Origin of the sequence: Roseovarius lutimaris (assembly GCF_900115165.1) — a bacterium.
Lineage (GTDB): Bacteria > Pseudomonadota > Alphaproteobacteria > Rhodobacterales > Rhodobacteraceae > Roseovarius > Roseovarius lutimaris.
Map to the genome: position 1 here is coordinate 118,851 of NZ_FOVP01000001.1, position 23,978 is coordinate 142,828.

Below are 23,978 nucleotides of genomic sequence, written 5' to 3' on the forward strand. Positions count from 1 at the left end.
TGCACCACGGGTTTTGCCAAAACCGCGCGGCTTTTGTCAAAGGTCGCGTTACGTCACGCGCCGCAATCGCCCCTCGCGCCAGGCCAAAAGTCCGGCGCCCGACAGAATCACAAGCGCCCCGGTGATCGAGACCGGATCGGGCCAGACGCCAAAGACAAGCCCGTCATAAAGCCCCGCAAACACCAGCGCGGTATAGAAAAACGGCGCCACAAAGCTTGCGTCGGCGCGCGCCATTGCATTGACAAAACAGGTCTGCGCCAGGGCCATTAGCACCCCGATTGCGCCAAGCGCGGCCCATTGCGCGGGCGTCGGTGCGGCCCAGACCCAGATCACCGCAAGCGTCGCAATCCCAAGCCCGATGGCGTTGTTGATCAGCAAAATCTGATAAGGCCCCTCGCGCCCCGACAGCCGTTTGATAAAGATAAGCTCGCCGCCAAGACAGAGCGCCGAGCCAAGGGCGAGCATCACGCCCATCTCGATCACGCCGCTGCCGGGACGCGTCAGGATCGCCGCCCCCAAAAGCGCAATGCCGGCCGCCGCCCAACGCACCGGGCCAACCCGCTCACCCAAAAGCGGGATCGCCAGAATCATGCCAAAAACCGGATTGAGAAAGCTGATCGCGGTGGCATCCGAGAGCGGAATGAACGCGGCTGCGGCAAACATAAGGGTGACCCCGCCCCAGCCAAGGGCTGAGCGTTTGGCATGCAGGCCCAAATCGGGCCGTGTCCAGCGCGGCCGCATCAGGGCGGTGACCGCCGATATCGCCAGAAGCGCGAATAAGAACCGCCCATGGCTGATCTGAAGCGCATGCATCGGGGCCCCAAGCGCGCCGGTGCCAAGCGCCTTGGCCAAAAGCGTGGTGCCAGCCGCAAGCGCCGCCGCAAAAAGCGTCAGCAGGGCGGCCAGAGCCGGATTTTGGGCGCGCGGGGTAAACATCGGCGATGTGTGGCCCGCCCTGCGCGCCCTTGCAAGGGCGAAAACCGGGGCTGGTCCATCACCTTTGTGTTGTGCGGCAGGCCAAAAACGACGCCATGTCGGCGCGGGCAAATCACACCTAGCTAATCATGCAAAGGCAGAGGCGAGATGCTTCGAGACCCCGCTTATGCATCAACATCGGCTATCTACCGATCTTCGCGCTCGTCGGGCTTGCGCAATGAGATTTCGCTTTCCACAGCGCCAAAAACCCGCTATGCGCCTCGCCATGATCAAACGCGCCACATATTGCCCGACCCGACGCCGACGCATCTGCGCCTGACGGCCCCGCACGTTTGACCCTTGGGCGCCGCTGTTGTGCCTGGTCCCTCTGAAAATTCCAATATCTTCTCAAATCATTGACTTGGCCCCGGTGTTGCGGCACTCAAAGGGCTTCTTGCACAAGGAAAACCTGACATGATTGCGTCCGTTCTGCCCACTTACAATCGCGCGCCCCTGACCTTTGTCAAAGGCGAAAGCAGCTGGCTGATCGAGGCCGACGGGCGACGTTTTCTTGATCTGGGCGCCGGGATTGCGGTTAACGCGCTTGGTCATGCGCATCCCAAGTTGGTGGCGGCATTGACCGAACAGGCCGGCGCGCTGTGGCACACCTCGAACCTCTATCATATTCCCAAGCAGCAGGAACTGGCCGATAAACTTGTCGCGCATACTTTTGCCGATACGGTGTTTTTCACCAATTCCGGCACAGAGTCCTGTGAATTGGCGGTCAAGATGGCGCGCAAGCACTTTTTTGACGCGGGTCAACCCGAACGCACCGATATCATCGCCTTCGAGGGCTCGTTCCATGGCCGCTCGTCGGCCGGCATCGCCGCGGCGGGCTCTGAAAAGATGACCAAGGGGTTTGGCCCGCTTCTGCCCGGCTTCAAACATCTCGGCTGGGGGGATCATGATGCGCTTGACGCGGCGATTGATGACAAGACGGCCGCGATCTTGATCGAACCGATCCAGGGCGAAGGCGGCATTCGCCCGCTGCCCGATCAATGCCTCAGGGGGCTGCGTGCACTGTGCGACGAAAAGGGCATCCTTCTGATCCTGGACGAGGTGCAATGCGGGGTGGGGCGCACCGGGCGCCTGTTTGCCCATGAATGGGCAGGCGTGACCCCCGACATCATGATGGTTGCCAAGGGCATCGGCGGCGGCTTTCCCCTTGGCGCGGTTCTTGCAACCGAAGCGGCAGCCTCTGGCATGACGGCGGGCACGCATGGCTCGACCTATGGCGGCAACCCCCTTGGCTGTGCCGTTGGCTGTGCGGTGATGGATATCGTGACCGATCCCGATTTCCTGCCCGAGGTGAGTCGCAAGGCGGGCCTCATGCGCCAAAAGCTCGAAGGTCTCGTCGCCGCACACCCGCAGGTCTTCGAGGCGGTGCGCGGTGCGGGGCTGATGCTTGGCTTGAAATGCAAGGCACCCAATCTTGACGTGGTGAATGCGGGTTACGCGGCGCTCATTGTCACCGTTCCCGCCGCCGACAACGTGATACGCCTGTTGCCGCCTCTCACCCTCACCGACGATGAGATCACCGAGTCGATCACCCGGCTTGACAGGGCGGCCAGTGCCATCGAGACCGCCTGACCTTTCATCTTTCCCGAAATACTCCGGGGGTGTGGGGGCCGGCCCCCACAGGCCTCATCTGACAAAAAGCGATACCACGATGCAGCATTTCCTCGATATCCACAAAACCCCGGCGGAGCATTTGCGCGCGATCATTGATCAGGCCCGCGATATGAAGGTCGCCCGCGCCGGGCGCCCGCGCGGCATGCCCGATGACGACCAGCCGCTGGCGGGGCGCATGGTGGCGCTGATCTTTGAAAAACCGTCGACCCGTACAAGGGTCAGCTTTGACGTGGGTGTGCGCCAGATGGGGGGGCAGACCATGGTGCTCTCGGGCGCCGATATGCAGCTTGGCCACGGCGAAACCATTGCCGACACCGCCCGCGTGCTGTCGCGCTACGTTGATCTGATCATGATCCGCACCTTTGACGAAAGCGTTCTGCTGGACATGGCCGATTATGCCGATGTGCCGGTGATCAACGGCCTCACTGATCGTACGCACCCTTGCCAGATCATGGCCGATATCCTCACCTTTGAGGAACATCGCGGCCCGATCAAAGGCAAGAAGGTGGTCTGGTCGGGGGATGGCAACAATGTCTGCGCCTCGCTTTTGCAGGCGGCGGGGCAGTTCGGGTTTGACCTGACTTTTACCGGCCCGATGCAACTTGACCCCGAGGGCGAATTCATCGGCCTTGCGCGCAAGGCCGGCAGCACCATCACCATCGAACGTGACCCCCATAAGGCCGCCGAGGGCGCCGATCTTGTGGTGACCGATACCTGGGTAAGCATGCATGACAGCCAATCCACTAAGGAACGCCGCCACAACATGCTGCGCTCCTATCAGGTGAACGACAAGCTGATGGAGGTCGCCAAGCCCGATGCTCTTTTCATGCACTGCCTGCCTGCGCACCGCGAGGAAGAAGTGACATCGGCGGTGATGGATGGCCCGCATTCCGTGGTCTTTGACGAGGCCGAAAACCGTCTGCATGCACAAAAGGCGGTCATGCGCTGGTGCCTCGGCGTTTGATCCGCAGCCCCCATCGGAGGTCAGAATTTTCGCCAAAAATTCTGCGCCCCGGCCGCGCTTGCAATTCTGCCCCCAAGGCGTAGCGTGAAACCATGAGGGTAGCGGGGTAGGGGGCGACGCATGTCACAGGCACAGATCGGGGTTTACGGGCTTGGGACGATGGGCAGCGCCCTGGCGCTCAACATGGCCGGGCATGGGTTTGACGTGGCCGTCACCAACCGCGAAACCGACTGGATTGCGCCGTTTCTGGCCGAGGCGGGAAACCTGGCGCAGCGGTTGCATCCGCATGATACGCTAGAGAGTTTCGTGAGCGGCCTGAAAACGCCGCGGGTGATCCTGTTCATGATCCCCTCCGGTGCGCCGCTGGATGCGATAATTGACGCGATCAGCCCGCTTTTATCTCCGGGTGACACGGTGATTGACGGCGGCAATGCCGATTTTCACGAGACCCGCCGTCGCGCCGCCGACCTTGCCGCGCAGGATTTGCATTTTGTCGGTCTTGGGGTGTCGGGGGGCGAGCTTGGTGCGCGGACCGGCCCGTCGATGATGATGGGCGGATCGGATCACAGCTGGCACCAACTGGCGCCGATCCTGCGCAGGATTGCCGCGCAATACCAGGGAACGCCCTGTGTTGCGCATCTTGGGCCGGACGGGGCCGGGCATTTCGTCAAGACCGTCCATAATGGCATTGAATATGCAGATATGCAGGTGATTGCCGAGATTTACAGCCTGCTGCGCAATGGCGCGGCGATGACCCCCGGCGAAATCGGCGCCTTGTTTGCCGCCTGGGACAAGGGGCCGCTGAAATCCTATCTGGTAGAAATCACCGGCGAATTGCTTGGCTATACCGATTCTGAAACCGGGCATCCTCTGGTCGATGTGATCAAGGATGCCGCCGGCCAGAAGGGCACCGGGCGCTGGACCGTGATCGAGGCGTTGCGGATGGGGCAATCGGCCAGCATGATCGAGGCCGCCGTGGGCGCGCGCGGCTGGTCCTCGGAAAAAGGCACCCGACAAACCGCCGAAACCATCCTTGGCGGCGCCTTGGGCGCGATTGGCGCCACACCAGAGGTTTTGGCCGAGGCCTTCATGGCCGCGCGCATCCTGTGTTATGCGCAAGGGTTTCGTATTCTGGCGGCAGCATCGGACGAGTATGACTGGACCCTCGATTTTGCCGAGATCGCCCGCATCTGGCGCGCGGGCTGCATCATACGCTCGGCGCTACTGGATGATATTGCCGGGGCTTTTGCCGGGGATCTGCCGCATGGGCAGCTTATTCTTGCGCCCGAGTTTGCCCGGATCCTTGCGCGCACCCTGCCGGCCCTCCGGCAAGTGGTGTGCAGCGCGGTGCATGGCGGGCACGCGGTGCCGGCGCTTTCGGCGGGGCTTGCGTGGTATGACAGCATGCGGCAGGGCCATGGCAGCGCCAACATCATTCAGGCGCAACGGGATTTCTTTGGGCATCACGGCTTTGAACGGCTTGGTCAGAGCGGCAAGCATCACGGTCCGTGGTGGGACTAGACGCAGGATTTCGCGCTCCGCGCGGGAGTATTTGTGGAAAGATGAAAACCTAGAGCATGTTGTTCAAAAGTGGGAACCGGTTTTGAGCTTCTCGAACATGCGAAATCAAGAAGTTAGAGCGTGTCGCGTGAATTCGAATGAACGCGACACGCTCTAGTCGCGGCTCAGGTAACGTTCGAGCACGATGACCGGCATCGCCCCGCGCAGCATCATGTCACCAAAGACATAGGAGGGGGCCATATCAAGCCCCAGATCGCGCGCCAGATCGGCGTGTTCGGCCATATCAAGCAACGTGACCCGCAGATCAAAGCGCGCGCTCAGGGCGCGCAGATCAGCCTTAGCACGGTCACACTCGGCGCAGTCGCGGCGCGTGAAAAGCGCGATTTGAAGCGCCGCTCCGGATGGCCCGAAGCCAGGCAGGGCCGGGTCATAAAGCTGCGGCGCGGCGCGGGCGAGGGCGCTCAGGTCTCGGGCCATATCATCGCTGTAGATGTTGATTGGCGCGGGTTGCTCAAGCCCCTCGATCTGTGCGCGAAGCGGCGCCAGAAGGTCGGGGTTTTGCACAAGCGTTTCGCGGATCGCCTCGCCCAGGGGGCTGCGTGACTGGGGTAAAGCCCCCCCGGCCTGTACCGCAACAGGCGTCAGCAGCCCCAGAAACAGGGCTGCCGCAGGGTTGAGACGGTTCATGACTTAATTCGCGCGGATCTCGTCAGCGATCTGTTGCATCGCATCCTGTGGCAAGTAGCCGCGCAGCATCTGATCGCCCATCACAAACGAGGGAGTGCCGCTGATGGCGAGGCGCCGGCCAAGCGCGTGATTGTCGGCGATCACCTTGTCGACGGCGGGGCTGTTCATTTCCGAGATGATCTTGTTGGCATCCAGCCCAAGCGTGTCGGCGAGCCGACTGAAGCCGGTCTCGTTCATCGCGCCGCTATAGGTCATCAGGGCGTCATGCACGGATTTATAGGCCTCGTCGCCCGCGACCTGAAGCGTGGCGATTGCAAAGCGCGAGGCAAGCACGGAGTCCTCGCCCAGGATCGGAAATTCCTTGACGACAAAGCGGATATTGCCGTCGTTTTCCAACAGGCCCGCGACCTCATCGAAGGCGCGTCGGCAATAGCTACAGCGGTAATCCATGAACTCGACAAGGGTGATATCGCCCTCGGGATTGCCCCCGACCCAGGAGGCGGGATCGTTGAACAGGGCCTTGGCATTCACTTTGACCAGATCGACATCGGCCTGCGCCTGTTCCTGCGACTGGCGTTGTTCGAGAACGGCGACCGCCTCCATTATGATCTCGGGATTGTCGAGGATATAGGCGCGGATTTCGTCGCGCAAAAGGGCACGCTCGCCCTCGGACAGTGTTTCAAGGTCCAGCGCTTGCGCAGGCAGTGTCAGAGACAGGCAAAGACCTGCGGCACTCAGAAGGGGGCGTATCATCGGCATTCTCACTTATCTCCGTTTTTCGGCATCTTGCGCGGCAGAGAGCACATCCTGGGCCCGTTGCCAAGCCGCAGATCCGCGCGGCAAGAGGTCTATTGCGCGTTGCGCGTGTATTTTAGCATCTTTCAGCCGTCCGATCATGGCATATCGTTCCGCCGTCAGAACCGAGGCCATGCCGTTGTTGCCCTGCTTGGCATAGGTCACCGCCAGATCGCGCATCACGCGCGGATCGCGGCCGTCGCGGGCGCGAGATTTATCAAGGAATTGCTGGGCCTTGGCCAGCTGACCATTGGCCAGAAGGGCGCGCCCGTAAGACCCGAGAATCAGCGGATTGTTCGGCGCCAGATTGGTGGCACGGGCATAGGCGGCGACCGCCGGTTTGATCTGGCGGCTTTCCATCAGGATCTGGCCGCGCAATTCATGAAGGTAGGGGTCTTTGGGGCGTCGCGCGATTGCGCCGTCGATTGCGCCAAGGGCACGGCGCAGATCGGACTGGCGGTGATAGGCCACGGCCTGACGCATCAGTTTGACATCCTCAAAGCCGCTTTCACCGGCGCGGGTCAGGGTCCATTTCGGCGAGCGTTGAAAGGCCGAAAGCTTGCCCTTGGCGCGGGCGAACCAGTAATTGGCCTGAGGGTCTGGCGCGGGGGGCGCACCCTGAGCACCGGCAAGCTGGCGAACAAGGCGATAGCGATCGCGCGACAGCGGATGGGTGCGCGCATAAGCGTCCTGGCGCGTGACCGAGAGCGCCTCTTGCCCGCGAAAGATGTCCATCACCTCGACCGACCCGTTAAGATCGACGCCCGCGCCTCTCATGAAGCGCATGCCGCTTTGGTCGGCGGCGTTTTCCTCGGCGCGGGTATGAGAGAAAAAGCTGCGCATTGCGGCGCCCTGAAGCCCGGCGGCAGCCCCGGCGGCGAATTCGCCGCTTCCGGCGGCGGCACCGGCTGCGACGGCAAGAGCAACGCCAAGTCCGGCGGCGGTGCGGGCGTTGCGCGCGTTGATGGGGCGGCGCATCAGATGGCCATTGGCGATATGGGCGGCCTCATGCGCGATCACGGATTGCAGCATCGCCGGGGTTTTCATCCGCAGGATCAGCCCGGAATGAATGAACATGCTATCTGAATCAATCACGAAGGCGTTGAGGTTGGGATCGTCAATCACCAGAATATCCACCCGGTTCGCACTAAGCCCCGCGGCGCTCAGGATCGGCGCTGCCAGCTCGCGTAGCGCATATTCGATATCGGGGTCGCGCAATAGCGTTATGGCGCGCGCCGGCGCCGCCACGCTCAGGACGAGGATCAGGGAAATCGCAAGAAATCTCAGAAGCTGCATTGACGGCGCGGGCCTTTCCCAGTGAAACGAGGGATCAAACATGCACAGTCTAGGAGTAAAGCGATGCGGAACTCAAGCCGGTCCAGGGTCGACGCCTTCATCGTGATGGATGTGATGGAGGCCGCGCGGCGCGCCGAAGCGCAGGGCCGCCACATCATCCACATGGAAGTGGGGCAGCCGGGCACCGCAGCACCCGAAGGCGCACGTGCCGCCCTGGCCCGGGCGATGCGCGAGGAGGCGATGGGATATACGGTCGCGCTTGGTCTGCCGGCCCTACGGGCGCGCATCGCACAGCTTTACGGCGAGTGGTATGACGTTGATCTTTCGCCGGAACGGGTGATCGTGACGCCAGGATCATCCGGCGCCTTCATCCTCGCCTTTACGGCGCTGTTTGATGCGGGCGATCGCGTTGGCATCGGCAGCCCCGGCTATCCCAGTTACCGCCAGATATTGCGCGCGCTCGATCTTGTGCCGGTGGATATTCAGACAGCGGCGGAAAATCGCCTGCAACCGGTTGCGGCGGAGCTGTGCGGGCAGGATCTGAGCGGTTTGATGGTGGCAAGCCCGGCGAATCCCACGGGCACGATGCTGAATCGCGGTGCGATGTCGGATCTGATCGGGGCCGCCGCGGCGCAGGGTGCGAGTTTTATCAGCGACGAGATCTATCATGGCATCGAATATGAGGCCAAAGCGGTCAGCGCGCTTGAAATCACCGATGAGTGTTACGTGATCAATTCGTTTTCCAAGTATTTCAGCATGACCGGCTGGCGGGTGGGGTGGATGGTGGTGCCCGAGGATCATGTGCGGGTGATCGAGCGGCTGGCGCAGAACCTGTTCATCTGTCCGTCCCATGCCAGCCAGGTGGCGGCATTGGCGGCGATGGAGTGCGGCACGGAGCTTGAGGCGAATATGGCGGTCTACCGGCGCAATCGCACGCTTATGCTTGAGGGGTTGCCAGCGGCCGGGTTTGACCGGATCGCGCCGCCGGATGGGGCGTTCTATGTCTATGCCGATGTCAGTCACCTGACCGGTGACAGCCGCGCCTTTGCCGCCGAAATCCTTGAGAAAGCGGGGGTTGCGGTGACGCCAGGGCTGGATTTCGATCCGGTTCGTGGCGGCGGCACGATTCGGTTTTCCTATGCCCGTGCGACTGCGGACATCGAAGAGGGACTGGCCCGGCTGGCGCGTTTCATGGCCGCGCGCCGCGCGGGGTGAGCTGGGGAATTTGAGTATTTTTGGAAAGATGAAAGGGCAGGGTGCCATGGTTTTGCCAGGATTGCGTCCTGCAAATCGTCACATTCGGATGGCAAGGGTTCGGAGAGGGATGATCATTCAAGGACGGACCATGTCATGCAATATATCAAGGACGGCTATCGCGGGTTGAGTGTACTGATGAACGTCAATGCCGACTTGCTGCTTTATGTGACGACGCTCGCGCTTGCCTTTGTTTGCGCAGGATTTGTTGGCTCGCTTTAAGGCGGGCAAGCGGGGGGGCAACTCGCGTTTTGACAAGGCCAGACAGACCGGGTACTGACATCGTCAATGAGATGTCTGACTGGGTTTGAGCAATGAATCACTTTGAAGTTGACCGGCGGGCGCGCCAGCAGCTCTTTTCTTTCTTCATGAGCATCAAGGGCGCCCTATGCGCGGTTTTGCTTGGGGTTGCGGTCATGGCAAGCGCGGGGCAGGCCGAGGCCCAGTCTTATCGGTTTTCTTCTGTCACGATTGAGGGCAATCAGCGGATCGAGCCCTCGACGATTCTGTCTTATGCCGGGATTGCCCGCAACGAGACCGTGTCAGCCGGCGAGTTGAACGACGCCTATCAGAGAATTCTGGCCAGCGGTCTTTTCGAGCAGGCCGAAGTGGTGCCGCAGGGCAATCGCCTTGTGATCCGTGTGACCGAGTACCCGACGATCAACCGGATTGCCTTTGAGGGCAATAGAAAGCTCAAGGATGAAGATCTTGAGGAGTTCATCAAAAGCCGGGTGCGTCAGGTCTATAGCCCGACCCAGGCCGAACGCGATGCCGCGACCCTGGCCGAGGCCTATGCGCAGAATGGTCGCGTGTCGGCCCGTATCACCCCGAGGGTGATCCGCCGCAGCGACAATCGGGTTGATCTTGTCTTCGAGGTTTTCGAGGGCAGCAAAATCGAGGTTCAGCGCATCGGATTTGTCGGCAACCGTGCTTATTCGGATCGTCGCCTGCGGCGGGTGATCGAAAGCAAGCAAACCGGCCTTTTACGCGCTTTGATCGAGAGGGACACCTTTGTCGAGGATCGCCTTTTGTTCGACAAACAGGTGCTCACCGATTTCTACAATTCGCGCGGTTATGTGGATTTCCGGGTCACCGGCACCAATGCCGAACTGGCGCGCGAGCGGGATGCCTATTTTGTGAGCTTCAACGTTCAGGAAGGCCAGCAGTTCCGGTTTGGAGAAATATCAACGGTCAGCGACATGAATGGTGTCGAGGCCGAGCCATATCACGACACGCTCAAGATACGCCCCGGCGTGGTTTATTCGCCAACGCTGGTCGAGAACTCTATCGCCCGGATGGAGCGGCTGGCAATCAAGAACGGGGTTGATTTCCTGCGGGTTGACCCGCGCATCACCCGCAATGACCGTGACCTGACGCTTGATGTCGAGTTTGTCCTGACGCGTGGCCCGCGTATCTTCATCGAACGGATTGATGTCGAGGGCAACACCACGACGCTTGACCGTGTGATCCGCCGCCAGTTCGACGTTGTGGAAGGCGACCCCTTCAACCCGCGCGCCATCCGCCAGGCCGCGGACCGCATTCGCGCGCTGCGCTTTTTCTCGGATGTCAACGTTAATGCACGCGAAGGCTCGCGCCCCGACCAGGTTGTGATCGAGACCGATGTCGAGGAAACCACGACCGGCAGTGTTTCGGTTGGCGTCAGTTTCTCGACCAATAGCGGCCCTGGTATTCAGCTTGGCTTTAGCGAGCGAAACTTTATCGGTCGCGGTCAGGCGCTGACCGCGCAGATTGCGGCAAGCGCAGATATCATCAACTATAATCTTGGCTTTGTGGAACCCGCGTTTCTGGGGCGTGATGTGGCCTTTGGTCTTGATTTCGCCCTCCAGGAAACCGATAGCGACAACAGCCTGTTTGACACCACGATCGGTACGTTTCGCCCAAGCTTGACCTTCCCGGTCAGCGAAAACGGCCGCCTCGGGGTTTTCTACAATGCCACCTATGAAGATATGACGGATTACACCGGCGTATCGGGGATACTTCAGTCCGAGATCAATCAGGGCGCCCTGTGGACAAGCGCGGTGGGCTATGAGTTTTCCTATGACACACGGCGCACCGGGCTGAACCCGAACGCCGGTGTTTTGCTGTCCTTCGGTCAGGAGTTTGCCGGGCTCGGGGGCGACAACGAATATATCAAGAGCACGGCACGCCTTGTTGGCCAGACCACGGTCATGAACGAAGATGTGACCCTGCGGGCCATTCTTGAAGGCGGCGCAATCGAATTTTCGAACGGTCAGAACAGCCGGTTCTTGAATCGCTTCAACAGTCAGATCATTCGCGGGTTCGAGCCCAACGGCATCGGGCCGTCGGAGAATGGCGAGCTTTTGGGCGGTGATTATTACGCGGCTCTTAAATTCGAGGCGGATTTTCCGCTCGGTCTGCCGGATGAATATGGCATTACCGGTGGCGCGTTCTATGACATCGGCTCGATTTGGGGAATCGACAAGCGGAATGCGACGGGACCGGTGTCTTCATCCGGGTTCAATGATCGCCATGTCATCGGCTTTTCAGTGTTCTGGTCGTCGCCGTTTGGCCCGTTGCGGATGAACTTTTCCAACGCGATCAAGAAAGAGCCCGGCGATTTCGAGCAGACCTTTGATCTGACGGTCAAAACGGAGTTCTGATCATGTGGCGGAGCCTTGCCCTTGCGGGGTTCCTGATCTCGCTGCTTGGCGTTGTCGCGGCACCGGTTGCGGCGCAGCCAACGGGCGTCGTGCAAAGCGATATCCTTGTTCTCGATCCTGAGAAGCTGATGAGCGAGACAATCTATGGTCAACGCCTGCTTGCCGATATTCAGGATGAGCGCGACGTTCTGGTTGCGTATAATCGCCGCGTCGAAGCAGAGCTTGAAGACGAGGAAAAATCGCTGACCGAGCGCCGCCCGACCCTGCCACCGGAAGAGTTTAGCGATCTTGCCGACACCTTTGACCGCAAGGTCCAGCAATTGCGGCAGGACAGCGAACGCATGTCACGCGACCTTGAGCGGAAGCGTGAGATTGCACCGCTACAGTTCATGCGCGTGATCGAGCCGGTTCTCGCCGATATCCTGAGCGATTCAGGCGGCGTGGTGATCATGGATGTGCGCGCGATTCTGTTGCGCTCTGGGGTGGCGGACATCACGGACCTTGCCATCGAACGGGTCAACGCGCAGATTGGCGAGGGGCCGGCAAGTGGCCCGACCCGCAGCACCTTGCCACCACCCGAACCGCCGGGCGACTAGGCCCGTGTTGCCCCACCGTTCCCGGTTGCCAGGGACGCGACCACACCGACGCAAAGAGGATTATCCATGACCGAGCCGTTAAAATCCGCCGATATCCATCTGATCCAGCGGCTTATCCCGCACCGCTATCCGTTCCTTCTTGTGGATAAGGTGGTCGATATCGACGGCTATCAAAGCGCGCGCGGGATCAAGAACGTCACCATGAACGAGCCGCACTTTCAGGGCCATTTTCCGGGCAAGCCGATCATGCCCGGGGTCACCATTGTCGAGGCGATGGCCCAGACCGCCGCGGTCATGGTGGGCACGGCGCTTGGCATGGAAGACCGCAACATGCTGGTCTATTTCATGGCGATTGATAATTGCAAGTTCCGCCGCATGGTGGTGCCGGGCGACGTGCTTGAAATGAACCTCAAGACCGTGCGGGGCAAGCCCGGTGGCAAGGTCTGGAAATTCAGCGGCATGGCCGAAGTCGAGGGCGAAATGGCCGCCGAGGCAGACTTCACAGCGATGATGGACCTTCCCAAAGAGTGATCCCGGTGACCGAGACAGCGATCCATCCCTCCGCCTTTATCGAGCCGGGTGCCGTTATCGGTCAGGGGTGTGAGATTGGCCCGTTCTGTCATGTCGGCTCGGATGTGCGGCTTGGTGATAGGGTGACGCTCAAGTCGCATGTGGTGGTGGCCGGGCACACAGTTATCGGCGACGAGACGGTGATCTTTCCTTTCGCCTGCATCGGCGAGGTGCCGCAGGATCTCAAGTTCAAGGGGGAAACGACACGGTTGGTGGTCGGCGCGCGCAATCGCATCCGCGAGCATGTCACGATGAACACCGGCACCCGCGGTGGCGGTGGTGTGACGCGGATTGGCGATGACGGGCTGTTCATGGCCGGGTGCCATGTGGCGCATGATGTCCAGATCGGCAACCGCGTGGTCCTGGTCAACAGCGCCGCCTTGGCCGGGCATTGCATCATCGAGGATGACGTGATCATCGGCGGGCTGTCGGGGGTGCACCAATTCGTGCGCATAGGGCAGGGCGCAATCATCGGCGCGGTGACGATGGTGACGAATGATGTCATTCCCTTTGGCCTTGTGCAGGCGCCGCGCGGTGTTCTGGACGGGCTGAACCTTGTGGGCCTGAAACGCCGGGGCGCGTCGCGCTCTGATATCACCTCTCTGCGGGCGGCCTTTCAGATGCTGGCACAGGGCGAGGGCACGTTTCAGGATCGCGCATCCCGCCTTGGCGAGGAAACCGACAGCCCCTATGTCCGCCAGATTTTTGATTTCGTCACCAGCCAGAGTGACCGCACCTATCTGACACCGGGAAAGAGTTAGCGGATGACCGGGCGGCTGGCCATCCTGGCATGTGGCGGGGCCTTGCCCGTCGCCCTGGCGCAGAGCAACCCGGATGCGGTTCTGATCTGTTTTATCGGCGTGCCGCATGGCCTGGGGGCAGAGGCAGAGGAGCATCGGTTCGAAAAGCTCGGCGCGTTGATTGAACGGCTTCAGGGCGCAGGCGTCACACGAGTTGTTCTGGCCGGCAACCTTGCGCGTCCCACGCTTGATCCGGCGGTTTTTGATGCAGAGACCAAGGCCTTCGCGCCAAATCTGATGAGGGCGATGCAGGGCGGCGACGACGCGCTTTTGAGCGCCGTCATTTCGCTGTTCGAGGCGCAGGGCTTTGACGTTCTTGGCGCGCATGAGCTTTTGCCTGACCTGACGGCCCGCGAGGGGCTTTGCCTTGGCCCCCGCCCCGATGCGACGGCCGAAATGGACGCCGCGCGCGCCGCCGATATCCTCGCTGCGCTGTCGCCGCTCGATATCGGGCAGGGCTGTGTTGTGGCGGGCGGGCAATGTCTTGGGATCGAAACCGCGCAGGGCACCGACGCTCTTTTGCGTTTTGTTGCCGCGACCGATCCCGCCTGTCGCCCAACGGCCCCCGGCGTTTTTGTCAAGGCGGCCAAGCGCGGGCAGGACCTGCGCGTTGACATGCCCGCCATCGGCCCCGCGACCATCAAGGCGGTTGCCGCGGCGGGGCTTGCCGGGGTGATGATCGAGCCAGAGCGCGTGATGATCCTAGAACGCGACAAGACCCTTGCGGCTCTCGCCGACTCTGGGCTTTTCCTTGCGACCCGGTCGCTCTGATGCGGGTGTTCGTGATCGCGGGCGAGGCCTCTGGCGACAGGCTTGGGGCGGCGCTCATGGCTGGGCTCAAATCCCTGACCGAGGTCGAATTTTCCGGCGTTGGCGGCCCGTTGATGCAGGCCGAGGGCCTGCAAAGCCTGTTCCCGATGGAAGAGCTGAGCGTGATGGGTCTTGCCGAAATCTTGCCAAGATATCCGCAACTTAAACGCCGCCTGACCCAGACCGTCGAGGCGGTGCTTGCAGATGCGCCCGACATTCTGATGACCATCGACAGCCCTGATTTCTGCCTTCGCGTCGCGCGCAGGGTCAAGGCCGCAAGTGCTGTTCACACGGTGCATTACGTGGCGCCTTCGGTCTGGGCCTGGCGGGCGGAGCGGGCCGCGAAAATGGCGCGGGTCATCGATCATGTGCTGGCGCTCTTGCCGTTCGAGCCGCCGCTTATGACCGCCGCCGGGATGGCCTGCGATTTTGTCGGCCACCCGGTGGTGGCCGAGCCGCACCCAAGTGCCGCCGATCTGGCCGGGTTTCGCGCCCGTCACGGTCTGACCGGGCAACCGCTTTTGATGGTTTTGCCGGGATCGCGCCGCGCCGAGGTGGCCCGCCTGACCCCGGTCTTTGGCGATGTGATTGCCCGGCTGGCGGCCGAACGCCCCGAGGTGCGGCTTGTCCTGCCAACCCTCGGTCCTCTTGCCCCCATGGTGCGCGAGAGGGTCCGCGACTGGCCGATCGCACCGCTGATTCTTGCCCCGGAGACCGGCCAAACCGCAGCATTTGCGGCGCAAAAGGCCTGCGCCTTTCATGCCGCCGATTGGGCGCTTGCGGCCTCGGGCTCGGTCTCGCTTGAACTGGCGGCGGCGCGCACGCCGATGGTGATCGCCTATGACATGAACTGGCTGAGCCGCGCAGTGATGTCACGCATGCTCAAGGTTGATACGCTGACGCTGGTCAATCTGGTGAGCGAGACCCGTGCCGTGCCGGAATTCATCGGCAAAGCCTGTCGCGCGGACCTCATTGCGCCCGCTTTACTAAGGTTGATGGATGATTCCGGCACCCAGATCGCGGCGATGGACACCACGCTTGAACGCCTTGGTAAAGGCGGTGAGGCGCCGGGCCTTCGGGCGGCCCGGGCCGTTTTGAAACGCGCCCCTACTTGGCGTCCGCGGGAACGGTGATCGCCTCGATCTTGGGCATCATCACCGGCATCGCCTTTTGCAGAACCGCCGAAATCATCGGCTGTTGAACCTGCGCGAGCTGTGGCATCTTCCGCATCACCGCGCGGCCATGTTCGGACATGTAGAAATCGCGCAGCGCGGTCAATTCTTCGAGCGTCATCAGATCGGCCATGATCTCGTCCTGCTGAAGCATGACATTGGTCAGCGGCTCGGTCAGCTCTTGCGAAAACAGCGTTTCGATCTGGCTGATCTGCTCGGGCGACATCGGCTGGCGGTTATTGGCCATCTGCTGGATCATCGGGGTCCAGAGCTGGCGGATGAAATCCTGAATATCCATGTCTTTCATCGTCGCCTCGACATAGTCCTTCGCGACTGCCACGCGGGCCTCGCGGGCCTCTGCCTCAGTTTCTGCATAGGCGGGAAGGGCAAGGCAAAGGGCCGTCGCGGCCGCGATAAGAAAACGCATTGTGTTTCAACTCCGGTGGATTAAATCGGCTGCATGACACCACCTTGATCGGGTGCTGTCAATGCACCACCTCTGCGTGATGCCTTGCGAAGGCGGCCCAGGGTTGTTATCTGGCTTTAAACAAAATCCGATAGATTTGATCGGATAGACATGAGGCCCCGGTGCAGACGCAAGACCCCCGGTTAGAAATCAAACACATGGTGCGCCGATACGAGGGCCGCGCCGTCGTTGACGATGTTTCACTCCGGGTGATGCCGGGGCAGGTGACCTGTCTGCTTGGGCCCTCGGGCTGTGGCAAATCCACGACCTTGCGAATGATCGCCGGCGTTGAAATGCAGGACGCGGGCGAGATCTGGGTCGATGGCGAATTGATCTGCGACACGGTGTTCCGCGTGCCCCCCGAGCGGCGCCATATCGGGCTGATGTTTCAGGACTTTGCCCTGTTTCCCCACCTGCGCGTCGCGCAGAACGTCGCCTTTGGCCTGAGCGGTGACAAGGCGGCGATGGCGGCGCGGGTTAAGGAATTGCTTAACCGGGTCGGCATGGGGCGCTATCTTGACGCCTATCCTCACGAGCTTTCGGGCGGCGAGCAACAGCGCGTGGCGCTTGCCCGTGCGCTTGCGCCGCGCCCGCGCATCATGCTGATGGATGAGCCGTTTTCAGGGCTTGATAACCGCCTGCGGGATGGCATCCGCGATGAAACGCTGGATATCCTGCGCGAAGAGGATACGGCGGTCTTGCTGGTCACGCACGAGCCCGAAGAGGCAATGCGCATGGCCGATGAGATCGCTTTGATGCGGAACGGGAAGATCGTTCAGCAAGGCGCGCCCTATAATATCTACAACGCCCCGGTAGACCGCAGCGCGGTTGCGTTTTTTAGCGATATCAACGTGATACGCGGCACAGTTCGAGGGGCCCTGACCGAAACCCCGTTTGGCCATTTCCTGGCCCCGGGCGTGCCCGACGGGCAAGAGGTCGAGATTGTCATTCGCCCGCAACATATCAAGATCGACTTTGATCGCGGCGGGCGCGGCCCCAACCCCACGCCTCAGGATGGCACGCCCGCGCGCGGCGTGGTCGTGCGCGCGCGGTTTATCGGCTCGGAAAGCCTGGTGGAGTTCAGAATGGATCACGACGGGTCGATCCTGCGGGCGTCGGTGCCAAATGTGTTCTTGCCCAATCCCGGCACGCCACTTTGGCTTATGCTGCGGCGGGATCGTTGTTTCGTCTTTCCTGTTCAGAAAGATTAACCTCCGGGTGCGCGTATCGCGTCAGATTTTGCCGATCTTAAGCTTGGTGATCCGGTTGTCCTTGCGCGCCACCACCTGAAACCGGAAGCCGTGGAAAATAAAGACCTGATCGACTTTGGGAATCATCTGCGCCTCGTGGATGACAAGCCCGGCGACGGTATTGGCGGCGTCATCCGGCAGATTCCAGTCGGTCGCGCGATTAAGATCGCGGATGGTCATCGCGCCTTCGACAAGAAGCTGATTATCCTCGCTTTTGCGGATCGCATGTTCGGCATCGGGGTCAAATTCATCGGTGATCTCGCCCACGATTTCCTCAAGAATATCCTCAAGCGTAATCAGCCCCTGAAGGCTTCCGTATTCGTCGACCACAATCGCGAAATGGCTTCGCATGCGCAGGAACTGGCGCATCTGATCGTCCAGCGTCGTGGTTTCCGGCACAAAGTAGGGCTTGCGCGCAACGCTGGTAATATCGAACTTGCTCAAGGCCTTGGCGCTTGATGTTGATCCGGTGACAAGCTTGTGCATGGCGCGCAACAGGTCCTTGGCATGGACCACGCCAATGATATTGTCCGGGTCATCGCGATAAAGTGGAAGACGCGTATGATTGCTTTCAAGACATTGGTTGAGAATGGCGTCGGGATCGGCGTCGACGTCAATCATCTCAATGCCAGAGCGGTGCAACATGATCTCTTCGACCGCGCGTTCACCTAGATCAAGCGCGCCAAGGATACGGTCGCGGTCTTCTTTCTCGACCACACCTTCGGATTGCCCGAGATAAAGCGCGCCGGCAATTTCCTCGCGCACGGCAAGGATATGGCTATCGGGGTCCGTCTGCACCCCAAACAGGCCAAGAACGCCGCGCACGAACAAGCGAACGGCAGACACGATTGGGGAAAATACCTTTATAACCAATACGATAACGGGCGCAGTTCGCGCAGCAGCCGCCTCGGCATTGGTGATGGCGTAGGTCTTGGGAAGCACCTCGGCGAAGACCAGAACCAGAAGCGTCATCACCAGGGTAGCAAGGGCCACGCCGCTTTCGCCGAACATGCGGGTGAAAAGCGCGGTGGCAAGCGATGTGGCAAGGATATTGACCAGGTTATTGCCCAACAGGACGGACCCGATCAGCCGCTCGTTATCCTCGGTGATATTGAGCGCGCATTCCGCCCCGGTCGATCCTTTTTCCGCCTGCGCGCGCAACTTGCCGCGCGACGCCGCCGTGAGCGCGGTTTCGCTTCCCGAAAAGAAGGCGGACAGAACCAGCAGGGTCAAAATGGCCCCGCTGGTGATCCAGAATGCAAAATCAAGAATTGGTGTGGTGGCTTCCATTTCCGCAGATGTCCTTTTAGTCATATGGGTTATGGGGTGCCAAGGCGCGTCAATCAAGGGATGATACGGCATGGATGTCCGGGATTTAGGTGTGCTGACGGGGCCGGTGCTGGTTTTTGGCGGCCCTTACTCGAACCTGTCGGCGCTGCGGGAGTTGATCGCGCGCGCGCCGGGGCTGTGCATTCCACCGGAGCGGATGATTTGCACCGGTGATCTTGTGGCCTATTGCGCCGAAGCCTCTGAGACGGTTGATGAAATTCGCGCACTCGGCTGTCCGGTGGTGGCCGGAAACTGCGAGAAACAGCTTGCCGGTAACGCGATGAATTGCGGCTGTGGCTTTGAAAAGGACACCCGATGCGATGTACTGTCGGGGGCTTGGTTCGCACATGCGGATCGCGCGATTGGCGCGCCCGACCGGCGTTGGATGGGCGGCTTGCCAGACATGATCACGTTTCAGCATGAGGGCCGACGCTGTGTCGTGCTGCACGGTGGGATCAGCGACATAAGCCGATTTTTGTGGTCGGTATCGCCGGAGGCCGAATTTCAAGAAGAAATTGATCTGATACAATCGCTTACAGGGCGAATTGATATGGTTATCGGCGGCCACTCCGGCATCGCGTTTCAGCGCCAGCTTGGTGATGTGACATGGGTCAACGCCGGGGCCATCGGCATGCCGCCGAACCACGGGCGCCCCGAGACGCAGTTCGGCATTCTGGATGCATCCGGCGTTGTATTTCATGATCTGGCCTATGACCATGCGGCGGCTCATGGTGCGATGACGGCGGCGGGGTTGACCCAAGGCTATGATGCGGCGGTGATGACGGGCTATTGGCCCTCGGAAGAGGTTTTACCGCCTGCCTTGCGCCGCGCCGCCGTCGCCAAGGGATGATGATCCTGCACCAGAGATTGAAGCCGCGCCTCAAGCACATGGGTATAGATCTCGGTGGTGGCCACATCGGCATGGCCCAAAAGCGTCTGGATCGCGCGTAGATCGGCACCGTTGGCCAAGAGATGCGTGGCAAAGGCATGGCGCAGGGTGTGCGGTGTTACCTTGGCCGGAGAAACATTAGCCTTTACCGCCAATTCTTTGATTAGCATATAAAATCGGTGGCGGGTAAGATGTCCTGACGTGCCTCTGGAGGCAAAGAGATAGGGCGAGGGCGCAACGCCCTTGATCCGCGCAAGCTCTTCATCACGATCACGCAGCGCGAGCCAATTGGCAAGCGCCTCTTTGGCGGGCGGCGACAGGGGCACCATGCGTTCCTTTCCGCCTTTGCCCTTGATCAAAAGCAGCGCCGGATTGCCCCGCGCGGCGGCGACGGGCAGCGACACAAGTTCGCTCACACGCATGCCGGTGGCATAAAGCAGCGCCATGAGACAGGCGTTTCGCGCCTGATCGGCGGGGCTTCGACCATGATCAAGCGAAGCGTCAAGCAGGCGGCCAACCTCGTCCTCGCTCAGGGTTTTGGGAAGGCGTTGCGCCTTGCCGGGCCCCTTGATGCGAATGGCCGGATTGTCGGCGCGCAAACGTTCGTCAAAGGCAAAGCGATAAAGCTGGCGAATGGCAGACAAGCGGCGCGCACGGGTGGCGCGGGCAAGGCCTTGTTCATCGCAATGCACGAGGTAGGATTCGACGTCCGATTGGCATGAAGTGCTTAGGCTAAGCCCCTGATCATGAAGCCAGTCTTGGAAATCGCGCAGATCCCGATCATAGGCCAGAAGCGTGTTGTTCGCCGCCCCCAGTTCAGCGGCCTGGGCTTCAAGAAACAGCGAAATCCAGCCGTGATCGCCGCTCATCTCTCGCCATCCAGCAACAGCAGTTGCAGGGCCGCGCGACGGGCCGTATCCTCTAGCCCGACGGCACGCAGAGTGGCAATCGCATCGCCGATCTCTTCGCGCCCGCTTGCCGAGGCACGGTCAAACTTTCTGGTGGCGAGCAGGATTGCCTCGCCCAATTGGCCACGATCCAACAGGGGCTGATGGGCGGGCGCGGCGTGGGTCTGCGCAAATCCGGTCGCAATCGCCTGTTCCAGTGTCGTGTCTGCCTCTGGCATCGCGGGCGCGCCTGCCGCGAGCCCGGTCAGGAAGTGCTGATGCCTGGTTTTTGGGGAAAACCCTTGAGCGGCGGTTTCATAATCTTCGGACAAAAGAGCAATTTCGAAGGCCAGCAGCTTGATGTCGTCAGGCAGGGCAATTCCCGCCAGGCGGCTCGTGAAAAGCTCGGCAAAGGGAACCTCAAGGCCTTGCGATTGCGCCGCGGCCCAGGCTGCGGGCAGGGCGCGCGCCACTGCGGCAGGGTCGGCACGCTCTAGTGCCGTATCAAGCGTCTGTATCGCCTTGACTCGATCCCAGACACCTCCCGAGGCGGCGGGTTTACGGTCGGTATATAACCCCAAAAGCCGCGCCGCAGGCAGCGCGCCGGTGCGCGCAAGCCGTTCCGCCGCCTCAACCTCGGCCTTCCAGCCCGAGGTGCCGCGTAAATCGGCCATGGCAAAGGCGCGTGCCAGGTTGCGGGTCGGAAGCGGCGCGCCAACCGCCTCGAACAGGCGGAACTGAAGCGGGGTCAGGGATTTGGGAACGTTTGGCGGATCGGTCTCGTCAATCATCTCGGGGTCAAGAAACTGCGCAAGCAGCGTGCTGTTGATCTCGCTCAGGGCCCCAATGGCGGCGGCGCTGTCATAAATCAGGGCGGCGGTTTGCCAATCGCCACTGCGTGCGGTGCAGAAAATACGCGCATCGAAACCTTGGCTTAGCCGCGGTTGGCGGCTAAGTGCGAGGCAGGGCGTATCCTCTTGCCCGGTGAGAAGAGCAAGGTCAAGCCATTGATCAAAAAGAGGTTCTGTCTCAGGGCCTGCGCGTTCGATCAGGGCAAGCGCAGGTTCGACCGCTCCCTTGCGCCGCAGCGCCGCGATACGGCTCAAAAGAAATCGCGCATCCCCCCTCGCATCCCCCGGCGCGTTCGCCTCTGCCAGCAAAAGCGTATAGTGCAGGGCCTGAATTGCGGGCAATGGCTCGGCCGAGAGCTGCGCGAACTGGCGCAGAATATCCTCTGTGGTGCTTTCCTGCCAGAGCGTCTTGGGCAGGCCAGTGGTGCGGCTTGGCAAGAGACCAACCGCATCGGCGCGCGGCGCATCAAGTGCCGTGACCGCCACCCTCGGCGTTTCCACGCCATCGGTCACGGGGGGCTCGACCGGCGCGATCAGACGTGGGGTTGTGATCGCGGCGGTGCTGGCCTGATCCAGCCAGTCAATTGCCGAAAGCGGTTGTTGCGCGGCGCAGGCCACACCCCATATTCCGGTGAGAATTGTGGCGCTAATTCGTTTCAAGAATGATTTCCTGCCGAATCTCGCTTTGCTGCGGAGAGAAATCCGCGCCGAAAAACGGGCCTATATAGGAATAGGCCACCAGGGCGATAAAACCCAGAATGGCCAGATAAAACAGCCACTTGATTAGTCGCACCATTGGTTCCTCTGCCTCATTGGGGTGTTCTTTTTCCCAACTTATAACTGGCCTTTTGCCCAAGATCACGTCATTCAGTGAAAAACCTCAATATTTGGCAAAGGAGCGCCGAAAGCTGTTGGCAGACAGGTATTGGAATTTGAAGAAAACCGTCGTTCTTGTGGGAATGATGGGGGCAGGCAAGACCGCTGTCGGCAAGGCCCTTGCCGCGCGGCTTGACGTGCCGTTTCTCGATTCGGACGCCGAGATCGAAAAAGCCGCCAACATGACAATTGCCGAGATATTTCAACGCGATGGCGAGGCCTTCTTTCGCGACCGCGAGACCGAGGTGATTGATCGCCTGCTGGACAATCACTGCGCAATATTGTCCACGGGCGGCGGGGCTTTCATGGCTGAACGCAATCGCGTGCTGATTTCGCAAAAAGGGGTGTCGGTCTGGCTCAATGCGGATATGGACATTCTGTGGTCGCGGGTAAAAGGTAAAAATACCAGGCCCTTGTTACGCACTTCTAATCCATACCAAACGCTTAGGGCGCTCTATGATGCCCGCGTTCCAACTTATGCGCTTGCTGATCTGACCGTCAGGGCGCGCACGGAGTATTCCATTGATGCCATGGCCGGACAGGTGCAAGAGGCGCTGCTTGGGCGTCCCGATGTTTTGGAGAGCATAGAATGACCGAAATCGTACATGTGGGCCTTGAGGGGCGCGAATATGACATTCACATCGGGCCTGGCCTTCTGGATCAGGCGGGGGCGCTGATTGCGCCGTTGTTGCGACGTCCGCGTGTGGTGATCATCAGCGATGAAAACGTTGGTCGGCTTCATCTGGAAACGCTTCGCAAAGGTCTGGAAAGTAAAGGTATTACCTCAGAATCGCTTATGCTCCCCCCCGGCGAAAGCACCAAATCCTGGCCCTACCTTGAACAGGCCGTTGAATGGCTCTTGAAACAAAAGGTCGAGCGCAACGATGTGGTTATTGCCTTTGGCGGTGGCGTGATCGGCGATCTGGTTGGCTTTGCCGCGGCGATTTTGCGACGCGGCGTGCGCTTTGTGCAGATCCCGACAAGCCTTTTGGCGCAGGTCGATAGTTCGGTTGGCGGCAAGACCGGGATCAACGCCCCACAAGGCAAAAACCTGATCGGCGCCTTTCATCAGCCAAGCCTTGTTCTGGCGGATACAGAGGTGCTCGGTAGCATGACCCCCCGAGATTTCCTGGCCGGCTACGGCGAGGTCGTCAAATATGGCCTTTTAGGAGATAGCGCATTCTTTCAATGGCTTGAAGAAAATGCTTCACGTGCCGCCGCAGGCGATATGGCGGCGCGGATTTATGCCGTCAAACGCTCGGTTGAGATGAAGGCCGAGATCGTGACGCGTGACGAGACCGAGCAAGGCGATCGGGCGCTGTTGAATTTGGGGCATACCTTTTGCCACGCGCTTGAGGCCGCGACTGACTATTCTGATCGCCTGTTGCATGGCGAAGGGGTGGCAATCGGCTGTGCCCTCGCTTTTGAACTGTCCGCGCGCATGGGGCTGTGCAGTCAGGAAGACCCAAGCCGCGTGCGCGCTCATCTGCGTGACATGAAGACCAAGGTCGATTTGTCTGATATCACAGGAGAATTACCAGATGCAGATAGTCTTATGGAGTTGATGACCCAGGATAAGAAAATGATTGCGGGCAAGCTGAACTTTATTCTGGCGCGCGGTATCGGCGAGGCTTTCATCACCTCGGATGTCGACCCCGATCTTGTGCGCGCCGTGCTCGACGATGCCTTGCGCGCGCGGGGCTGAACCGCCCTGCG

Annotated in this window: 24 protein-coding genes; 15 read left to right on the forward strand and 9 right to left on the reverse strand. The window is 60.7% G+C overall.

What is annotated here, in order from left to right; all coding sequences use genetic code 11:
* Positions 1-48 precede the first annotated feature (48 nt).
* Entirely contained in the window at positions 49-936 is an 888-nt protein-coding gene (locus BMZ91_RS00570) for a DMT family transporter (protein ID WP_092833232.1), read from the reverse strand.
* Between the two features lie 453 nt (positions 937-1,389).
* Here BMZ91_RS00570 and BMZ91_RS00575 point away from each other — a divergent pair, with 453 nt between their 5' ends.
* The 3 genes from BMZ91_RS00575 (at position 1,390) to gndA (ending at position 5,092) form a co-directional block, all read left to right on the forward strand.
* Positions 1,390-2,565, forward strand: a complete 1,176-nt coding sequence (locus tag BMZ91_RS00575; RefSeq protein ID WP_092833234.1) for an aspartate aminotransferase family protein — start codon at positions 1,390-1,392, stop codon at positions 2,563-2,565.
* 79 nt (positions 2,566-2,644) lie between these two features.
* Complete coding sequence (gene argF, locus BMZ91_RS00580; RefSeq protein ID WP_092833608.1) at positions 2,645-3,571, forward strand: ornithine carbamoyltransferase; 927 nt, start codon at positions 2,645-2,647, stop codon at positions 3,569-3,571.
* A 120-nt stretch (positions 3,572-3,691) separates the two neighbouring features.
* Positions 3,692-5,092 carry an NADP-dependent phosphogluconate dehydrogenase gene (gndA, locus tag BMZ91_RS00585; protein ID WP_092833236.1) on the forward strand — a complete coding sequence of 467 codons (1,401 nt, stop codon included), beginning with the start codon at positions 3,692-3,694 and terminating at the stop codon, positions 5,090-5,092.
* A gap of 153 nt (positions 5,093-5,245) precedes the next feature.
* On the opposite strand, the gene BMZ91_RS00590 is transcribed toward gndA, so the two are convergent.
* The 3 genes from BMZ91_RS00590 to BMZ91_RS00600 are packed head-to-tail and all read right to left on the reverse strand — an operon-like array spanning position 5,246 to position 7,870.
* Positions 5,246-5,779: a thioredoxin domain-containing protein gene (locus BMZ91_RS00590; protein WP_092833238.1), complete on the reverse strand. Its 534-nt coding sequence runs from the start codon at positions 5,777-5,779 to the stop codon at positions 5,246-5,248.
* 3 nt (positions 5,780-5,782) lie between these two features.
* Positions 5,783-6,532 (reverse strand): DsbA family protein, encoded by a 750-nt coding sequence (locus BMZ91_RS00595; RefSeq protein ID WP_092833610.1) that lies wholly within the window; start codon positions 6,530-6,532, stop codon positions 5,783-5,785.
* A gap of 12 nt (positions 6,533-6,544) precedes the next feature.
* Entirely contained in the window at positions 6,545-7,870 is a 1,326-nt protein-coding gene (locus tag BMZ91_RS00600; RefSeq protein WP_092833612.1) for a M48 family metalloprotease, read from the reverse strand.
* Positions 7,871-7,933: 63 nt separating this feature from the next.
* Between BMZ91_RS00600 and BMZ91_RS00605 the strand changes: the two genes are divergently transcribed.
* The 8 genes from BMZ91_RS00605 to lpxB all read left to right on the forward strand — a co-directional run bounded on the left by BMZ91_RS00605 (position 7,934) and on the right by lpxB (position 15,675).
* Positions 7,934-9,085, forward strand: coding sequence for a pyridoxal phosphate-dependent aminotransferase (locus tag BMZ91_RS00605; protein ID WP_092833240.1), 1,152 nt, complete (start codon positions 7,934-7,936; stop codon positions 9,083-9,085).
* A gap of 135 nt (positions 9,086-9,220) precedes the next feature.
* Entirely contained in the window at positions 9,221-9,346 is a 126-nt protein-coding gene (locus BMZ91_RS21910; protein ID WP_281243297.1) for a hypothetical protein, read from the forward strand.
* 92 nt (positions 9,347-9,438) lie between these two features.
* Positions 9,439-11,766, forward strand: coding sequence for an outer membrane protein assembly factor BamA (gene bamA, locus BMZ91_RS00610; RefSeq protein ID WP_092833242.1), 2,328 nt, complete (start codon positions 9,439-9,441; stop codon positions 11,764-11,766).
* A 2-nt stretch (positions 11,767-11,768) separates the two neighbouring features.
* Complete coding sequence (locus BMZ91_RS00615) at positions 11,769-12,362, forward strand: OmpH/Skp family outer membrane protein (protein WP_092833244.1); 594 nt, start codon at positions 11,769-11,771, stop codon at positions 12,360-12,362.
* Positions 12,363-12,428: 66 nt separating this feature from the next.
* Positions 12,429-12,893, forward strand: a complete 465-nt coding sequence (fabZ, locus tag BMZ91_RS00620) for a 3-hydroxyacyl-ACP dehydratase FabZ (protein WP_092833246.1) — start codon at positions 12,429-12,431, stop codon at positions 12,891-12,893.
* 5 nt (positions 12,894-12,898) lie between these two features.
* Entirely contained in the window at positions 12,899-13,693 is a 795-nt protein-coding gene (gene lpxA, locus BMZ91_RS00625; RefSeq protein WP_092833614.1) for an acyl-ACP--UDP-N-acetylglucosamine O-acyltransferase, read from the forward strand.
* 3 nt (positions 13,694-13,696) lie between these two features.
* A complete protein-coding gene (locus BMZ91_RS00630; RefSeq protein WP_092833248.1) occupies positions 13,697-14,503 on the forward strand; it encodes an LpxI family protein in 807 nt (268 codons plus the stop codon).
* Complete coding sequence (gene lpxB, locus BMZ91_RS00635) at positions 14,503-15,675, forward strand: lipid-A-disaccharide synthase (protein ID WP_092833250.1); 1,173 nt, start codon at positions 14,503-14,505, stop codon at positions 15,673-15,675. The genes BMZ91_RS00630 and lpxB overlap by 1 nt, the downstream gene beginning before the upstream one ends.
* On the opposite strand, the gene BMZ91_RS00640 is transcribed toward lpxB, so the two are convergent.
* Positions 15,650-16,141, reverse strand: coding sequence for a DUF2059 domain-containing protein (locus tag BMZ91_RS00640; RefSeq protein ID WP_092833252.1), 492 nt, complete (start codon positions 16,139-16,141; stop codon positions 15,650-15,652). The two genes, lpxB and BMZ91_RS00640, sit on opposite strands and share 26 nt — an antisense overlap.
* Positions 16,142-16,302: 161 nt before the next feature.
* On the opposite strand from BMZ91_RS00640, the gene BMZ91_RS00645 reads away from it, so the two are divergent.
* A complete protein-coding gene (locus BMZ91_RS00645) occupies positions 16,303-17,391 on the forward strand; it encodes an ABC transporter ATP-binding protein (RefSeq protein WP_245736166.1) in 1,089 nt (362 codons plus the stop codon).
* A gap of 21 nt (positions 17,392-17,412) precedes the next feature.
* Here the strand turns inward: BMZ91_RS00645 and BMZ91_RS00650 are convergent, their stop codons facing one another.
* Complete coding sequence (locus BMZ91_RS00650; protein WP_092833254.1) at positions 17,413-18,720, reverse strand: HlyC/CorC family transporter; 1,308 nt, start codon at positions 18,718-18,720, stop codon at positions 17,413-17,415.
* 70 nt (positions 18,721-18,790) lie between these two features.
* On the opposite strand from BMZ91_RS00650, the gene BMZ91_RS00655 reads away from it, so the two are divergent.
* Positions 18,791-19,609, forward strand: coding sequence for a metallophosphoesterase family protein (locus tag BMZ91_RS00655; RefSeq protein ID WP_092833256.1), 819 nt, complete (start codon positions 18,791-18,793; stop codon positions 19,607-19,609).
* Here BMZ91_RS00655 and BMZ91_RS00660 read toward each other — a convergent pair.
* Genes BMZ91_RS00660 through BMZ91_RS21325 form a run of 3 tightly spaced genes read right to left on the reverse strand, consistent with a single transcriptional unit; the run spans position 19,546 to position 22,179 of the window.
* On the reverse strand, positions 19,546-20,517 hold the full coding sequence (locus BMZ91_RS00660) for a site-specific tyrosine recombinase XerD (RefSeq protein ID WP_092833258.1): 972 nt from the start codon (positions 20,515-20,517) through the stop codon (positions 19,546-19,548). The genes BMZ91_RS00655 and BMZ91_RS00660 overlap by 64 nt on opposite strands.
* On the reverse strand, positions 20,514-22,046 hold the full coding sequence (locus BMZ91_RS00665) for a hypothetical protein (protein WP_245736167.1): 1,533 nt from the start codon (positions 22,044-22,046) through the stop codon (positions 20,514-20,516). Before BMZ91_RS00665 ends, BMZ91_RS00660 begins: the two co-directional genes overlap by 4 nt.
* Entirely contained in the window at positions 22,033-22,179 is a 147-nt protein-coding gene (locus BMZ91_RS21325) for a hypothetical protein (protein ID WP_177193750.1), read from the reverse strand. The genes BMZ91_RS00665 and BMZ91_RS21325 overlap by 14 nt, the downstream gene beginning before the upstream one ends.
* A 94-nt stretch (positions 22,180-22,273) precedes the next feature.
* Between BMZ91_RS21325 and BMZ91_RS00670 the strand changes: the two genes are divergently transcribed.
* Entirely contained in the window at positions 22,274-22,855 is a 582-nt protein-coding gene (locus BMZ91_RS00670; RefSeq protein WP_342741927.1) for a shikimate kinase, read from the forward strand.
* On the forward strand, positions 22,852-23,967 hold the full coding sequence (gene aroB / locus BMZ91_RS00675; protein ID WP_092833262.1) for a 3-dehydroquinate synthase: 1,116 nt from the start codon (positions 22,852-22,854) through the stop codon (positions 23,965-23,967). Before BMZ91_RS00670 ends, aroB begins: the two co-directional genes overlap by 4 nt.
* The last annotated feature ends 11 nt before the right edge of the window (positions 23,968-23,978 follow it).

What these genes read in the sequence shown, in the direction of transcription:
- BMZ91_RS00570 (WP_092833232.1), bottom strand. Translation starts at nt 936, where the DNA reads ATGTTTACCCCGCGCGCCCAAAATCCGGCTCTGGCCGCCCTGCTGACG.
- BMZ91_RS00575 (WP_092833234.1), top strand. Translation starts at nt 1,390, where the DNA reads ATGATTGCGTCCGTTCTGCCCACTTACAATCGCGCGCCCCTGACCTTT.
- argF (WP_092833608.1), top strand. Translation starts at nt 2,645, where the DNA reads ATGCAGCATTTCCTCGATATCCACAAAACCCCGGCGGAGCATTTGCGC.
- gndA (WP_092833236.1), top strand. Translation starts at nt 3,692, where the DNA reads ATGTCACAGGCACAGATCGGGGTTTACGGGCTTGGGACGATGGGCAGC.
- BMZ91_RS00590 (WP_092833238.1), bottom strand. Translation starts at nt 5,779, where the DNA reads ATGAACCGTCTCAACCCTGCGGCAGCCCTGTTTCTGGGGCTGCTGACG.
- BMZ91_RS00595 (WP_092833610.1), bottom strand. Translation starts at nt 6,532, where the DNA reads ATGATACGCCCCCTTCTGAGTGCCGCAGGTCTTTGCCTGTCTCTGACA.
- BMZ91_RS00600 (WP_092833612.1), bottom strand. Translation starts at nt 7,870, where the DNA reads ATGCAGCTTCTGAGATTTCTTGCGATTTCCCTGATCCTCGTCCTGAGC.
- BMZ91_RS00605 (WP_092833240.1), top strand. Translation starts at nt 7,934, where the DNA reads ATGCGGAACTCAAGCCGGTCCAGGGTCGACGCCTTCATCGTGATGGAT.
- BMZ91_RS21910 (WP_281243297.1), top strand. Translation starts at nt 9,221, where the DNA reads ATGCAATATATCAAGGACGGCTATCGCGGGTTGAGTGTACTGATGAAC.
- bamA (WP_092833242.1), top strand. Translation starts at nt 9,439, where the DNA reads ATGAATCACTTTGAAGTTGACCGGCGGGCGCGCCAGCAGCTCTTTTCT.
- BMZ91_RS00615 (WP_092833244.1), top strand. Translation starts at nt 11,769, where the DNA reads ATGTGGCGGAGCCTTGCCCTTGCGGGGTTCCTGATCTCGCTGCTTGGC.
- fabZ (WP_092833246.1), top strand. Translation starts at nt 12,429, where the DNA reads ATGACCGAGCCGTTAAAATCCGCCGATATCCATCTGATCCAGCGGCTT.
- BMZ91_RS00630 (WP_092833248.1), top strand. Translation starts at nt 13,697, where the DNA reads ATGACCGGGCGGCTGGCCATCCTGGCATGTGGCGGGGCCTTGCCCGTC.
- lpxB (WP_092833250.1), top strand. Translation starts at nt 14,503, where the DNA reads ATGCGGGTGTTCGTGATCGCGGGCGAGGCCTCTGGCGACAGGCTTGGG.
- BMZ91_RS00640 (WP_092833252.1), bottom strand. Translation starts at nt 16,141, where the DNA reads ATGCGTTTTCTTATCGCGGCCGCGACGGCCCTTTGCCTTGCCCTTCCC.
- BMZ91_RS00650 (WP_092833254.1), bottom strand. Translation starts at nt 18,720, where the DNA reads ATGGAAGCCACCACACCAATTCTTGATTTTGCATTCTGGATCACCAGC.
- BMZ91_RS00655 (WP_092833256.1), top strand. Translation starts at nt 18,791, where the DNA reads ATGGATGTCCGGGATTTAGGTGTGCTGACGGGGCCGGTGCTGGTTTTT.
- BMZ91_RS00660 (WP_092833258.1), bottom strand. Translation starts at nt 20,517, where the DNA reads ATGAGCGGCGATCACGGCTGGATTTCGCTGTTTCTTGAAGCCCAGGCC.
- aroB (WP_092833262.1), top strand. Translation starts at nt 22,852, where the DNA reads ATGACCGAAATCGTACATGTGGGCCTTGAGGGGCGCGAATATGACATT.